The organism is Campylobacter showae (assembly GCF_900699785.1).
GTDB classification, from domain to species: Bacteria; Campylobacterota; Campylobacteria; order Campylobacterales; family Campylobacteraceae; genus Campylobacter_A; species Campylobacter_A showae_D.
In genome coordinates this window covers 2,111,481-2,126,207 of sequence record NZ_LR535679.1, presented here as the reverse complement: position 1 = coordinate 2,126,207, position 14,727 = coordinate 2,111,481, and the positions used below count along the sequence as shown (strand labels likewise).

The 14,727-nt window shown below is 44.2% G+C and carries 12 protein-coding genes; 1 reads left to right on the top strand and 11 read right to left on the bottom strand.

Annotated elements, in window-relative coordinates:
* Positions 1-193: 193 nt before the first annotated feature.
* The 10 genes from E4V70_RS10445 to E4V70_RS10400 form a co-directional block, all read right to left on the bottom strand.
* A complete protein-coding gene (locus E4V70_RS10445; protein WP_122862859.1) occupies positions 194-940 on the bottom strand; it encodes an SDR family NAD(P)-dependent oxidoreductase in 747 nt (248 codons plus the stop codon).
* 9 nt (positions 941-949) lie between these two features.
* Positions 950-2,161, bottom strand: coding sequence for an ankyrin repeat domain-containing protein (locus E4V70_RS10440; protein WP_122862858.1), 1,212 nt, complete (start codon positions 2,159-2,161; stop codon positions 950-952).
* 63 nt (positions 2,162-2,224) lie between these two features.
* Positions 2,225-2,722 carry an HIT family protein gene (locus tag E4V70_RS10435; protein WP_122862857.1) on the bottom strand — a complete coding sequence of 166 codons (498 nt, stop codon included), beginning with the start codon at positions 2,720-2,722 and terminating at the stop codon, positions 2,225-2,227.
* Position 2,723: 1 nt separating this feature from the next.
* Positions 2,724-3,509 (bottom strand): indole-3-glycerol phosphate synthase TrpC, encoded by a 786-nt coding sequence (gene trpC / locus E4V70_RS10430; RefSeq protein ID WP_122862856.1) that lies wholly within the window; start codon positions 3,507-3,509, stop codon positions 2,724-2,726.
* Complete coding sequence (locus E4V70_RS10425) at positions 3,506-4,771, bottom strand: tetratricopeptide repeat protein (RefSeq protein WP_122862855.1); 1,266 nt, start codon at positions 4,769-4,771, stop codon at positions 3,506-3,508. Before E4V70_RS10425 ends, trpC begins: the two co-directional genes overlap by 4 nt.
* Positions 4,747-5,124, bottom strand: coding sequence for a YkgJ family cysteine cluster protein (locus E4V70_RS10420; protein WP_122863153.1), 378 nt, complete (start codon positions 5,122-5,124; stop codon positions 4,747-4,749). The genes E4V70_RS10425 and E4V70_RS10420 overlap by 25 nt, the downstream gene beginning before the upstream one ends.
* Positions 5,121-5,816 (bottom strand): tRNA1(Val) (adenine(37)-N6)-methyltransferase, encoded by a 696-nt coding sequence (locus E4V70_RS10415; protein WP_122862854.1) that lies wholly within the window; start codon positions 5,814-5,816, stop codon positions 5,121-5,123. The genes E4V70_RS10420 and E4V70_RS10415 overlap by 4 nt, the downstream gene beginning before the upstream one ends.
* Positions 5,813-7,795, bottom strand: a complete 1,983-nt coding sequence (locus E4V70_RS10410) for a coiled-coil domain-containing protein (RefSeq protein WP_122862853.1) — start codon at positions 7,793-7,795, stop codon at positions 5,813-5,815. Before E4V70_RS10410 ends, E4V70_RS10415 begins: the two co-directional genes overlap by 4 nt.
* Positions 7,796-7,797: 2 nt before the next feature.
* Positions 7,798-8,748, bottom strand: coding sequence for an NAD(P)-binding domain-containing protein (locus E4V70_RS10405; protein WP_122862852.1), 951 nt, complete (start codon positions 8,746-8,748; stop codon positions 7,798-7,800).
* A gap of 261 nt (positions 8,749-9,009) precedes the next feature.
* Positions 9,010-10,347: a class II 3-deoxy-7-phosphoheptulonate synthase gene (locus E4V70_RS10400; protein ID WP_163026456.1), complete on the bottom strand. Its 1,338-nt coding sequence runs from the start codon at positions 10,345-10,347 to the stop codon at positions 9,010-9,012.
* Between the two features lie 164 nt (positions 10,348-10,511).
* On the opposite strand from E4V70_RS10400, the gene rarD reads away from it, so the two are divergent.
* Positions 10,512-11,399, top strand: coding sequence for an EamA family transporter RarD (rarD, locus tag E4V70_RS10395; RefSeq protein ID WP_122862850.1), 888 nt, complete (start codon positions 10,512-10,514; stop codon positions 11,397-11,399).
* 125 nt (positions 11,400-11,524) lie between these two features.
* On the opposite strand, the gene E4V70_RS10390 is transcribed toward rarD, so the two are convergent.
* Positions 11,525-14,536, bottom strand: a complete 3,012-nt coding sequence (locus tag E4V70_RS10390) for a TonB-dependent hemoglobin/transferrin/lactoferrin family receptor (protein ID WP_122862849.1) — start codon at positions 14,534-14,536, stop codon at positions 11,525-11,527.
* Positions 14,537-14,727 lie beyond the last annotated feature (191 nt).

Here is a 14,727-nt window from a genome sequence, read left to right as displayed (position 1 = left end):
ATCGGTCGAATTTGATATTTAGCGCGCCGCGCATCATTTGCACGAAAGAAGGTTAAATTTAGATTTTGTTTCAAGATTGAGCAGGCTGGGCAATGTAAATGCAGCCTCGCTTCCGCCGCTCAAATTTAGGCGACAAGGCAAGCGAATTTAAGCTTAACCCAGCCGACGATCACGCAAATTTAACGCCAAAAGCCTACTTTTTTTCGATAAAAAGCCCAGCCCAAGTCTGCTGCGTCGCCATCGCTTCGACGACGTTGATATTGACGCGGTGAGGCATATTTAGGCAGTTTAGCACAATCTGCGCGATATCCTCGGCGGTGATGTACGCTACGCCTTCGTAAACAGCATCGGCCTTAGCCTTATCGCCGCCGAAGCGAACCTCGCTAAACTCGGTCTTGCATATGCCCGGAGCTATCTCGGTCACGCGTATGCCGGTGCCGCGGATGTCGTTGCGCAGATTTCTACTAAACTGCTTCACAAAAGCCTTGCTCGCGCCGTAAACGTGACTGCCCGGATACGGCCATGCGCCAGCTGTCGAGCCTAGATTAAAGATATAGCCGCTCTTTCGCGCGATCATGAGGGGCAAAACCGCCTTAGTCGAGTACAAAAAGCCTTTGATGTTGGTATCTACCATCGTCTCAAAGTCCTCGATACTAGTCTCCGCCGCGCCTTCAAGCCCCAGCGCTAGGCCTGCGTTATTTACGAGCACTTCGATATCGCGAAACTCCTGCGGCAAATTTGCCACGCCGTCAAAAACCGCCTTTTTATCGCGGATATCTGCGACGATGATGTGCGTATTTCCAAGCTCCTTAGCTAAGGCCTCGAGCCTTTCCTTGCGGCGAGCGAGCGCTACGATCTTGTAGCCTTCGCGGCTCAGCATCCTAGCTATCGCTTCGCCAAAACCCGACGTAGCTCCCGTGATAAAAGCCGTTCCTTTCATATTTTCTCCTTATTCGGTGATCAAATTTGACTCAAGCCCCATCGCCCTTAGATACTGCGCATTGATCTCCTTTTTGCCGATGATCGCGTAGTCTAGGGCGTTTAGTCCGTTATCATCAACCGCCTGCACGTCCGCGCCGCTATCTACCAAAAGCTGCAATATCTCCACATCAGCCGCCCCCGCCGCGCTCATGAGCACGCTTTTTGAAGCCGCGTCAAAGTCGCAGAGTTTCACGAAGCTCGGTAGTTGGACGCTCAAATTTGAGCTATAGGCAAGCTTGGTGCTAAGGTCTATCAGCCTTTTGTTTACCAGCGCTCCATTTTTGAGCAGAAATTTGACCAAATTTATGTCGTTTAGCTGTACGGCCTTAAAAAGAGGAGTGATACCGAGCAGATTTTCGTAGTTTACGTCCGCGCCGCTAGAAACTAGGAGCTTTACGTTATTTAAATTTTTAAGCGCGAAAAACAGCGAACTCTCAAAGCCGTAGTTTAAATTTACCCCCGCACGCAAAAACTCTCTTATCACGTCCTCGCTTTTTTCGTAAAGAAGCGCGGCGTTAAAGGCGTTTTGCAGCGAGCTTTGCGAGACGGCGCCCGAATATATCGCCTCATTTATGCCGTATTTTGTAAAGGTCGGGTCGCTAACTTTCCTCGCAAACTCGTCCATATCGCCGTTTTGCAAAGTCGCGGCGGCAAATTTTAAAAACTCGTTTGCGACCTTCGAAGCATAATAAATCGCGCTGCCTTCGTCTATTTTGAAATTTGATTTGTAGTAGTTTACCAGCGGCTCAAGCGCGGCGTTATAGTCTTTGTTAAAGTCCTTAAAAACCGTGAAGTTACTTAGGCTTTGATGTCCCCAGTAGCGAAGCCTGGCTCTGTTTTGCGATACGAATTTTTCGTATTCGTCTGGACTCTCTAGCTCTTTGGCATAAATTTCGGGCGCATAGGAGGCTTTTAGTATCTTAAATTTAAACTCGTTTAAATTTTTAGTCGCTAAATTTCCGACGCAAGCAAGGCTTTCGGCGCGGATCTTTTGAGCGGCCGAGAGTAAAATTTGCGCCTCTTTTATCCCCAGGATAGAGTCATTGCAGTTTGGCTCAAATTCTCCCGAAAATGTTAAATTTTGCGAGAAAAACCGCTGCTTTTCAGTCAAAGCGTCATCGCAGCTAAAATCTGCAAAAACAAAAGAAAACGACAAAAATATCGGCAAAATAAATCTCATCGTATGCCTCAATATCTTTTAATTTTGATAATTCTACCAAAAAATAATTTGGTAAAAATAAATTTACCGCTCATTAAAGCAAACGTCCGCAAACGCGGCTTTGAGCTTCTCGTAAAGCGGAGTAAAAGGCACGCCGTTTACGCGCACTTCGGCGATAGATGTGATAAAGTTCGTATCTCCGCTCCAGCGCGGCACTAGATGATAGTGTACGTGCTCTGCGATACCCGCACCGCCTGCTTTGCCTAGATTCATCCCGATATTTACGCCCGCCGCATTTAGTTCGCGTTTTAAAATTTTCACGCCCTCGCGCACGTAGGCGCTCATCTGCGACCACGTCTGCTCGTCTAGGCTTTCGATATTATCGGTATGCACGTAAGGTATCACCATAAAGTGCCCCGGCGTATACGGATAGAGATTCATGATCCCAAAACACCGCTTTGCGCGGAACAAAACGCCAGTCTGGGCGTCTTTTTCGGGATGATTTACGACGCTACAAAAGACGCAGCCCTGCTCCTTTTTGCCAAAATACTCGCTCCTCCACGGCGCACAAATGTGATCCATCCTAGCCCTCCTTTACGGTTTTTACGGCTTTTGCCAAGTCCTCTTGCCTCATAAAATGCTCGCCTATCAAAAACGCATCGGCTCCTTGCGCATGAAGCTCTTTTAGCTGCGAATGCTCGTAGATACCGCTTTCGGCGACGATGGCGCTTGCGTTTTTGATTTTAGAAAACAACTTCTCGCAAAGGCTCATATCCATCTCAAACGTGCTTAAATTTCGGTGATTTACTCCGACTATCTTTGCGCGTGCGAAATTTGACTTTTCCACATCCTCTTCGTCGTGCGTCTCCACTAATGCCTCAAGCCCGAGCGATCGCGCGTAATCAAGCAGCCGCTTTAACTCGCCCGCGCTAAGAGCCTTTGCGATAAGCAAGATAAAATCAGCCCCGTAAACGAGCGCTTCTAAAATTTGATACTCGTCTACGATAAAATCCTTACGAAGTAGCGGTAGCGAGCTTTCGCTTCTGATGGCAGCTAGATACTCTAAATTTCCTTTAAAAAAATGCGGCTCAGTTAGAACCGAGATGGCGTTTGCGCCGCCTTTTTCATACTCTTTGGCTATCTCTACGGGCGCAAAATTTGGCCTTATCAGCCCCTTGCTAGGGCTTGCTTTTTTGACCTCGGCGATGATGCGATACGGCTCGTCTGAGCTACTTTTTAGCGCTTTTACCGCGTCTTTTATCTCGCGAGGATTTTTGGCTGCGAGTTCTTGTAGCTTTTCAAAAGGCGTTTGCGATTTTCGCAGCGCCAAGTCCTCTTTAGTTCGTTCGATTATCTGATCTAGTATCATTTTTTACCCTTTTTTAAGCACCCTTTGATAGCGTTTATGTGCTCTTTGCCTTCGGGCGAATTTACAAATTCCTCGTCGTGCAGGACTTGTTGCATTATCTCGTCGGCCTTTTTGCACTCGCCAAGCTTATAGTATCCCCATGCTAGCGAGTCTAGATAAAACACCGAACCCGGCTCCAGCTCGAGGGCTTTATTTACCAGATCTATCCCCTTTTTCGCGTCTATATCGTGATCGATGAGTAGGTAGCCGTAGTAGTTTAGATATAGCGCATTATTTAGTTTTACGGCCGATTTTTCAAAGTTATTTATGACTTGCTTTAGGCTATCTTGATCTATCTTTTTGGTTTGTTTGTTTGTGTCTCTTTCGTATTGATATATCGCCATTTTGGCTTGATATTCGAGATTAAAGCTCTTATCAAAGGCCTCCTGCGCCTTTTTATAAGCCTTAGCAAAATCCCCCGTCGCGGCGTAAAGATCCATCAAAGCGTCGTCATTGTAGGAGTATTTTTGCAAAAATTTGATCGCACCGTCGTAGTTTTTTTGATAGATATAGACGCCAAGCGCTTTTTCGAGATAGATTTTTTCTTTCGTCGCTTCAAAAAGCCCCTCGTAAACATCGATCATATCGGAGTAGCGGCCGTCCTGCGCATAGATATCTACTAGCGCCGTGCAGGTCTCGACCTCGCAGCCATCGATACGGCGCGAGCTCTCCAGATGCCTGATCGCCTCTTTTTTGTCGTTCATTTTATTGTATAAAAGATCGACTATTCGCAACAAATTTTCCACGCTCCTATCTAGCTCGTACGCACGCTCTAGCTCGCCTAGAGCGGCTTTGTTGTCGTTTTGCATCGAGTAGACGGCAGAGAGCATGACGTGGTTTTTAGAGACATCCTCTTTTTTGACCAGCTCTTGCATTATCTTTGCCGCTTCGTCTAGTTTGTTTTCGCTCATCAAATTTGCGCCCTGTATGCGAAGCACGTCTACGTCGTCTTTTAGTACCTTTTGGCTGAGCGCTAAAATGCTTTTAAAATTTACGTTTTTAGAAAAAAACGCGAGCCTGAGCGCCTCTTTTAGATAGTCCGTGTTTTTGGTTTTTTCGTAAAGCTGCTCGTAAAGCTCGGTCGCCTCGTCGTGTCTGGCGTTTTCCACCGCCAAAAGCGCCTTGATAACGTATAAATTCTCGTCAAAACCGTCTTTGGCGGTAGCAAAACAAACAAGCAAGGCCGCCAATATAAATTTTAAAATCGCCTTATTCCCGCGCATTCTTTCTCCAATTCATTGATTTTATCCTTAAAATAGTCCCAAAACGGAAAGGTGCGGCACTGGCTCGGGCGAAAGTCGTAAACCGAGCAGTTTTTTGCCGTTTCGTCAAAAAATACGCACGCAAATCCGCCCTCATAGGGCTTTTCTTTGAGGCTAAATTTATATCCGAATTTATCCAAAAATCGTGATCTAAACTCGTCCTCGTTTATTTTTAAATGTTCCGCTAGCGCCGAAATTTCCGCCGAGCTTATCCATATATAGCCGCTTTCTCCCGTGCAGCACTTGCCGCCGCACCGCTCGCACTTGCTAGCGTCAAATTCATATCCAAAGCCGCTTTGTCTTAGCAAACTCACTCTAACGCGTCCTTGCTTTGCGTATTTGCCGCGGCAAAAATTTCAGCCGCCTTTTTGCTATAAACTCCGCCTTCAAAAACGAAAATCGGAGGCAAAATTTGAGCTAAGGATTTTGAGCTTTTTTTAGCTTCGATGAGTGCTAAATTTGCCGCGCCGTCTGCTTTTGGATACACAAAACAAAGCCTAGTAAGCGTAAATTTAAACTCGCTCAAACAAAGTAAAATTTCAGCTAGACGCTTAGCGTCGTAACAAAAGCTAAAAACTCCGCGCGGCTTTAGGAGCGAATTTGCCCTACCTACAAGCTCTCTAAGGGGCAAATTTTCGCTGTATCTAGCGGTGCGCAGATGCTCATTCTCGCTTTTTTTCACACCGTCGTGGTAAAAGGGCGGGTTTGAGACGATGAGATCATATCTTTTTTCGCTCTTAAATTTAGCAAAATCAGCTGTTATAAATTCGGCTTCAATACCGTTTTGGCTAGCATTTTCGGCGGCTAAATTTACGTTAGCTTCTAAAACATCAAGCAAGCTAAGCGAAATTTTGGGAAAATCGCGCTTTAAAAGTAGCCCCAAAACCCCGCTACCGCAGCCGACCTCTAGCACCTCGCCGCGCACTCCGCCCTCACGGATAAAGTCATACAAAAACATCGTATCGCTGTTGTAGCGGTAACCGTTTTTGGGCTGAGTGATTATCATCTATATACCTTGATGATAAATCCTTGCTTATCCTGAGACGTTATAATGTCGTTACTATACGATATGCGAGAAAAGTCGCCAAATTCGTCTTTTATCATCTCGCCAGCAACCTTAGCGCGCTCCTTGCCGATACCGAAATTTGCATATGAGTTGATCTTTTCGAGTTCATCTTGCGGGATCACTTTTGCCGCTTTTGACGTGGCGATAAAGTTACCTCGGCTCACTATCGGCGTGATCTCGAAATAATAATTTGAATTATAACTCTGCAAAAAGTCGCTTACCTTGTTTTTGCAAACTTGCGTCGGCCTGTCTGAGCCCGCGCTCATATCCGAGCACTCGACCGAGGCGATGAAAACAACTTTTTTAGGCACTTCGGCTCTAAAATTTAGCTGGATTATCTTTTTTAGATTTTCATTTTCGCTCATCAGCTCTTCGTTTTTAGTTAGTATCTGCGCCACTTCGCCCTTTGCGATGTTTTTTTGTGTACTTGTTTTGGCTAAATTTTCCTTCGTGTCGCTTAGATCTTTAGCTCCGTCTTGTATCTGTTTTTTTAGAGTCGCGAGCTCTGCGTCTTTTTGCGTCAAAAGCTCATTTAAAGCATCTAGTTGCTCTTTGTTTTCCTTGGCTGTTTTGATGTCGTTTTCAACTAAAGTTGTGATTTTGTTATTTAAAATTTTATAGTTTTGGATGTTTTTTTTACCAGCGGCGATCTCGTCTGCTAGCAGTTCTTTTTGGATATTTAGCGACTCGTTTAGATCGACCACCTTGGCTTCCGCGCTTTTTAACGAACTATCTTTTTTTGAGACCTGATCTTCTAGCTCATAAATTTTACCCTTTAGCTCGGTTACGTTTCGCTCGGTGTCTTGACGCTCTTTTTCAAGCTGACTTTTTAGCTTTTCAAACTCCGTTTTGTGCATAGCTAGGATTTTTTCTACCTCTTTTTCAAAGCCTTTTTTCTCTCTTTCGAGCTTTGCTACTAGTTCTTTATTCGTCGCATTTAGCTCGCTATTTATTGACTTTAGTTTGGCTTTTGACTCGGCTTTTTTATTTGCGTTTTCGAGGCTCGCTTCAAGCTCGCTTATTTTTTTCTTGTCCGCGTTTTGCTCTTTTTCTAGAGCCGCTATCCTGCTTTTGGTTAAATTTTGAGCGTTTAGCGCCTGGGCGTTGTATTCGCTCGCGATCCTTTTTATCTCGGTATCTTTTAGCCCTAACTCGTTTGTAAGTCTAGCGTTTTCGCTCTTTAGTTTTGCGGCCTCCTCGGTCGCAGTTCTTAGTTCGCTTTCAAATTTAGCTTTAGCAGAAGTCGCTTCATTTTTTAGCTCGTCGTTTTGAGCTTCGAGCCGTTTTAACGCATTTTGGCTCTCGTTTTGCGTTTTGGCGCTTGATTTGTCAAATTCGCTCTGCTTTTTTTCAAGCTCGGCTTTTAGAGTCTTGATCTCGCTACGAAGCGAAGTCAAATTTTGCTCTAAATTTTTATTTTTTTCGTTTTCTTCCTGCGCTTTGGCTAGTTTTTTGTTTAGCTCGTCGATCGCGCTTAGACGCTGTTTGTCATTAGCGTTAGCAGCTTGTTTTCGCCTAGTTTCCAGCTCGGCTTGTTGATCGTTTAAGAGGTTTGAGATTTCTAGATTTTTACCGACTAGATCGACGTTGTCGTCATAAAGCAGCTTATTTTGAGCGCGCAGGACGCGGATTTGTTCTTTTAGCTCGGTTTCATTGCCTAAAATAGGCGCGTCCGTATAGTTCGCATCCAAATTTTTAGCGTATTGTTCCTGCGGCGCGGTTTGGCTTTGCGGGATCAAATTTTCTTTAATCGGTATATTTACGCGCTCGTTTTTAGATATCTCCTCGACGTTCATTATCTGCACGGCGAGTTCCGTTGGCCTTGCAGACGGCTTCGTAAACTCGAAATACAAATAATACCCGCCCAGCGTGAGCAAACAACCGCAGATAAAAAATAAGACTAAATTTAACGCTCTCAATTCTATTTTTCCTTGATGTCTTGGACTACCTTATGCGCGTGATTTAGCGCGAGCACGATCGAGCCGCCGTTTTTTAGCACGATGTCGCCGCCGATATATAGCCCGCCGACGCTGCTTTCATAGTGCTCGTTTACAACCGGATCTTTATCCGCATCGAGCTCTACTCCGCATTTTTGTAGAAAATCCACCGGAGTCGAGCCGCCGATAGCGTAGACGACCCTGTCGTAGACTCTGATTTTTCCGTTTGAAAAGTGCACTCTCACGCGTCCGGATTCGTTTTCGATCTCCGTGATATCGTGATTTAGTCGCACTTTTAGCTTATTTGCTTTTTCTAGTTCCCATAGCGCCGTTACGTTTACGTCGTTTACGCGGCTAAATTTATCCTTGCGGTAGGCCAGCGTAGTTTTGTTGTATTGGCATAGCTCGATAGCGTACTCTACGGCCGAGTTTCCGCCGCCTACTACGAGTACTTTTTCGCCGCTAGAACAGGAGTTTAGGTTAAAATTTATAACGTTGTTTAGCGAAGGTGGGATCTTATAGTCGGGCTTGTTCGGGCGCCCCATTTTACCGATACTTATCATCACGTTTTTGGCTTGATAGTCGCCCTTTGCGGTGTGCACGAAAAACAAACCGTCCTTTTTCTTTACGCTTTCGACCTCGGAGTTAAACACGGCCTCGATCTTTTCCTCGTCTAGCAGCTTATCGAAATAATCAAGCGTGCTCTCCTTCGTGCCGTCCTCAAAGGATACGATACCGTGGATGGTGCTGTCCTGACCTTTATACTCTTTATCCACGCGCTTATTGTCTTTGTAAAATTTTCTTATAGTTTGACTGTGGTTGTCGCCCTTTTCGAGAAGCAAAACTTTTTTTAATCCATTGGCTCTCGCCTCTACGACGGTCGCGATGCCGCAAGGGCCGCCGCCTATCACGATAATGTCGTAAACATCGCTCATTGTTTCTCTCCGATTTGATAATTTTTCATTAATGTAGCGAAAATTGTATTAAATTTTAAGAAATTCGCGAAATTTGGGGTAAATTTAATTTAAAAGCGGAAAAAGCAGTAAAATTTGAAAGACAAAAGGCGGGCGTGAGCAAATTTGACTCGTTTAAATTCCGTAAATTTACGAATCAAATTTGAGCCTCGCCAAATTTTGATAAATTTAATGCGTCAAATTTAATAGGCGCAAATTTCATCAAATTTACGCCCGCTAAAGCTAAATTTTCTTTAAAAACTCAGCGATTAAAAACGCTAGTTCTAGCGACTGATCGGCATTTAAGCGCGGATCGCACTGCGTTTCGTATCTGTGCGCGAGATCATCCTCGTTTAGTTTAAACGATCCGCCCGTGCACTCGGTCACGTCTTGGCCCGTCATCTCTAGATGCACGCCGCCCGCATGCGTACCTTCTGCTCTATGTATCTCAAAAAAGCTCTGCACTTCGGCTAGGATTTTGTCAAATTCGCGCGTTTTGTAGCCGTTTGCGGCTTTTATCGTGTTGCCGTGCATCGGGTCAATGCTATAGACGATATTTAGGCCTTCACGTTTTACTTCGCGTAGGATTTTAGGTAGCCGCTCGCCGATTTTATCCGCGCCCATTCTGATGATTACGTTTAGTCTGCCCGCTTCGTTTTGCGGATTTAGCGCATTTGCGAGCGCGATGACGTCCTGTGCGGTAGCGTTTGGTCCGATCTTGACTCCAAGAGGATTATGAACGCCGCTTAGAAAATGCACGTGAGCGTCGTTTACGCCGCGCGTACGCTCGCCGATCCAGAGCATATGCGCCGAGCAGTCGTACCAGTCGCCGGTGAGGCTATCCTCTCTAGTGAGCGCCTCCTCGTACGGCAACAAAAGCGCCTCGTGCGAGGTGTAGACCTTAGTTTCGCTAAGCACGGGAGTATTTGAGGCGTTTATGCCGCAAGCCCCCATAAACGCTAGAGTTTGGCTCAGCTGCCTAGCTAACTCGCCGTATTTAGCGTCAAGCTCGGGCTTTTTGATAAAGCCCAGATTCCAGCGATTTACCTCGTGCAGATCGGCTAGACCGCCGCGAGAAAAGGCGCGAAGAAGGTTCATCGTGGACGCACTTTGATAGTACGCCTCGATCATGCGGTTTGGATCGGGCACGCGAGCCTCGGCGTTAAATTCAAAGCCGTTTATGATGTCGCCGCGGTAGCTCGGTAGCTTTACGCCGCCTTGTTCCTCGTAGTCCGAGCTTCTAGGCTTTGCAAACTGACCCGCCACGCGCCCTACTTTTACGACGGGGCAGCGTCCGGCAAATGTCAAAACGATCGCCATTTGTAGCATTACTTTAAACATATCGCGGATATTTACGGCGTTAAAATTTGAAAAACTCTCCGCGCAGTCGCCGCCTTGGAGTAAAAACGCCTCGCCGTTGCAAACTTTAGCAAGGTCTTGCTTTAGATTTCTAGCCTCGCCGGCAAAAACTAGCGGCGGCATCGTCTTTAGCTTATCCTCGGCCTTTTTTAGCAAGGCATCGTCGGGATAGCTTGGCTGCTGCAAGATATTAAATTTTCTCCACGAATCTCTACTCCACATCTTTAAACCTTTTTTAAAAATAACGCCGATTTTAGCTAAAAGAACTTTTATTACAGATAAAATTTCAAATTTTAGCCCCAAATTTGCCCTCGCTGCGCCTTTTTGAGCCATATAAGGTTTGATTAACGACAAATAAATATAATTTCGCCAAAAAAAGCGGAAAAATGCAAGACAAAAATCAAACCAAAATCGGCTTAATCTACGGTCTGTCGGTCTTTATGATCTGGGGCGTTTTTCCTATTTATTTTAAACAACTCAGCGCGCTTTCGGCTACCGAGATCGTCGCTCACCGCATCCTTTGGTCGGTGCTACTTTTATTTTTACTACTCAAATTTGGTCACAAACTAGGCGCCGCAAAGAAAATTTTAAGCAACAAGAAAACTACGTTTTGGCTATTTGTCACGGGACTTCTCATTGCCGCAAACTGGTGGATATACGTCTACGCCGTAAATATAGGCAAGATAGTAGAAACCAGCCTAGGATACTTCATAAATCCTCTCGTAAATATGCTCCTTGGCGTGCTGATTTTAAAAGAAAAGCTATCGCGCGCGGGCAAATTTGCCGTAGGCGTCGTCTTTGTGGCTATTGGAGTGCAAATTTACGACGCGGGCGGCCTGCCTATCATCTCTATTATTTTGCCTATCACGTTTGGATTTTATTCGCTTATTAGAAAGCGCCTTAGCGTGCCCTCTTTAGAGGGGCTTTTCATCGAGACCGCGCTCATAGCTCCTATCGCGCTCGTCGCGCTATTTTTCGTCGCGGCTAGCGGACAAAATCACTTTAGCTTTTCGTGGTTTGGGCTTTTGATAGCTCTTTGCGGGCCTGCGACCGTAGTGCCGCTTTTGCTTTTTAACTCGGCGGCTACTAGGCTAAATTTGAGCACGATCGGCTATTTGCAGTATATCTCGCCTTCGATGCAGCTTTTGCTTGCCGTTTTTTACTACGGCGAGCAAATTAGCGCTCTCAAGGCTCTATCGTTTTTGCTTATCTGGAGCGCGCTTGCGGTGGTTAGCTTTAGCGCGATTTATAGTAAAAAAAGCAAAATTTCATAACCGCAAATTTAAATCAAAAATATACGCGCAGTTCTAAATAATGAACCAAATTTTAGATGTCTACTTGTTGCAAAAAGAAGTTGAAGGAGATATGGGTCGATAGTTTTATATCGACCCGTTATTGACTAGAAAGTCATTTCAAACGTTAGCTTGAAATTTCTTCCGGGAGCATAAAAGCGGTTAATGCCTAAGCTGTCTGATTTGCGAACCATATTTGTGGTACCAAATGACCTTACAGAGCGAGCAGACTCCCACGTGATGTATTTTTCATCGGTTATATTGTATAAACCTAGTCTAAAGGTTAGATTCTTAACGGGTTTAGCATACGCTATCAGATCTATCACTTTATAATTCGAGCTTAACCAATGCGCCCTATAATCGGTCACCTGGCGTCCGTTTATAGGATCTCCGCTTTGTCTTTCGTTTTTCCAAAACATATTGTATGTTTCCTCTGGTTTTTTGGCCGAGGCACTCGTTAAGTACAAATCGGCTCCAAATTTATCATTTTTGCTTGCATAGCCTATGTTGTAAACTGAGGTTTTAGGTTGTATCGCATTCATAGGCACTAACCCGTCGGCATCGGTTAAAATTTTACCTTTTTGTTTCGTAAATTTATATCCTATATAAAATCCACCTAGACTATCCGCGATATCGCTGAGATTAAATTTGGAGTTTATCTCTATGCCATGTACCTTGGCTCTTTGTCTGTTTACGTTTTGATACATATCAAAGTCAAGTGCGCTATTCGCGTTCGTATTTACCCTTTTGGTGCCTTGGTATTCCAAATCCAAGAAGTCTTGGTAATCCGTCTTAAATTTACTAATAGTAATAAAACTTTGGCTTTCGCTATGAAAAGTAACGGCCACCTCTTTGGTTTTGGCTATTTCAGGCTTTAAGTCCACATTTGGTTTTATCGTAAAATCCGGATGCTTAAACGCAAGATATAGCTCATCTGTAGTCGGCGCTCTAAAAGCTTTTGAATATTTCGTTTGAATTCTCATAAACTCAAATGGATTAAAATTTAAGCCCACGGCATAGGAGTTATTTTTATACTCTTTCGGTTGTGCCAGATAGGCGATATTTCGCTCGGCATTCGTTGCATTTAGAGCATCCACCTCGGCTTGCTTGGCATCATATCTCCTTCTTGCCTCTAAGTAATCCGACCAGTTGGCATAATCGCGCCAGCTTGGCTCCCTAAGAGGATTTACCGCTAACGGTATAAATAATCCCTTAACCATGTCGTCAGGGATTTTAGGAGTTTTGCCCGGGATATACTCTGGTTCGTATTTTATTTTATCATACCTATATGCTAGATTAAAATCAAAAAAGTCATTTACTATGACATCGTCCGCTATGTGAAAGACTCCGCTTTTGCTTTCAACAGGTATTAGAAACGATGTTTCCGGATCGGTTCTAGGACATCTTAACGCATCCCACTTATCAGCATCCTGGCAATCTGCACCCGGAGATGTATTTGCCCACCACTTCGGGTCTGCCGCATCATAGCCGGCTCTATTTACCATAGATTTATCGGTTTTTATATATTTTAACCCGTATGTAAGGCTATTTTCCAAACTTAAAAATTCAAAATCTTTACTAAAATCTAAATCAAACTGTTTTGTATTGGTGTCTAAATCCCTCTCTTTCCAGTCTCTCTCCTTATAGCCTTTTGAATTAGGCAGAACAGTTTTATATTGGTCGTTTTGGATAGATTTTTCCCATTTTTGTGTCCAAGTATTATAAGTTTTTTGCGTTACCCTTTTATATGTTTTTCCGTTATGAGTTTCTTCTGTAATATCAAACCTATGCCTGCCGTTGGGAGTGGTATATTGTTTTTTGGACAGGTCAAGATCGATAGTTTCATCGGGGCCGGTCCCCCAAGGTTTCGGTTTATAAAGTTTCGTCTTGCCGGAGCAGTCGAAAATCGAGCAGTCAAAGCCGTATTCGTTGATATTTTTATAAGAAAAATCTCTATGCTTCTTGCCGTCCGAATCGGTAAGCGTGGGGAAAGAAGTGCCGTCTCCGGGCAGCAATTCTCTACCAGTATTAAAATCCTTTCCGTTCTTATCGACTATTTTTGAGCCCTTGGGTTGTAGCCCGATTGAGTTGCTTGTTTCCGCGCAGTTATCACCTCTACAATACTCTTCCGTCCTAGCTCTTTGTTTTATTTTTTGATTTGAGTATGAAATTTTAACGCTATCCCAAAACGGCGTTTCGGTAAAATTTTCATACGCTATTCCTCTATTTGTTCTCTTGCTTAGATCGTCCGTATATCTCTCTCCAAGCTTGGTTTCAAAAAAACCCGGATTTGTAATCGATCGCGGATAAAGCGTGTATGAGTAATCATGCCCTTGCGATCTATTTTCATAATCGTCGTTCATAAAGGTAAATCTATGCTCTTCATGTGGCTGAAAGCCTATTTTTACTAGAGTTCCTTCCTTTTTTATGTTATACGGATCAGTCCTCTCTCTTTCCCTGCCCCTTACGCTATCGTCATATGTCGAATACCCATAGTTTTTAGTCTCATGACCGTTTCTATCAGTCTTGATCACTAAAAAATCAAACCACTTTGCTCGAGCCGCTAGAGTGTGGGCGTGCAGTCTTTCGTCGTTTCTGCTAGAGTGCTCTACTTTAAAGCCGTAAAACCAATCCTTCTTTGTTAAATAATCTCTAGCGTCTTTAGTCTCAAACATAACCGAGCCGCCGAGTGCGCCCGAACCAGTCTTAATTGAATCTGCACCCTTGGTAATCGTCGCTTCTTTCATGTTTTCTATTTCGACGCCATTACGAGTATTGTTAAAATTTCCATAACCTTCGAATATCTCTTTAAAACCTTGCGAGCTTAGCGTTTCGGCCTGATGTAGTCCATCTACCGTAATAGCAACGCGGTTTTCGTCCACTCCGCGGATCGAGTATCCGCTGGCACCCATTCTGCCGGCTTCCACAACGCTTACGCCCGTTTCGTATTTAACCAAATCTCTACTATCAGAAACTTGCTGTTTACTTAGAGTTTGTGCGCTCTTTTTTGTTTCGCCAACTTTTTTAGTAGTCGGATCATCCTCGGGACTAGCCGTAACCTCAACGGCATTTAAATTTACTTCCGAGTCTTTGGTTTCTGCGGCTCCTAGTTCACACATGCCTCCTATAGACAAGGCGCAAACCAACGCAGGAACGATACTGGCTTTATGCATCTTTCATTTTCCTCTCAAAAAATTATCAAAATTAGCTAATTATGAAAATAATTATTAAATCAAGGTCGTATTTTAATAATAGATAACTTAAATACGAATAAAATATTTGTATTTTATTTTAAAACATGATAATGCAT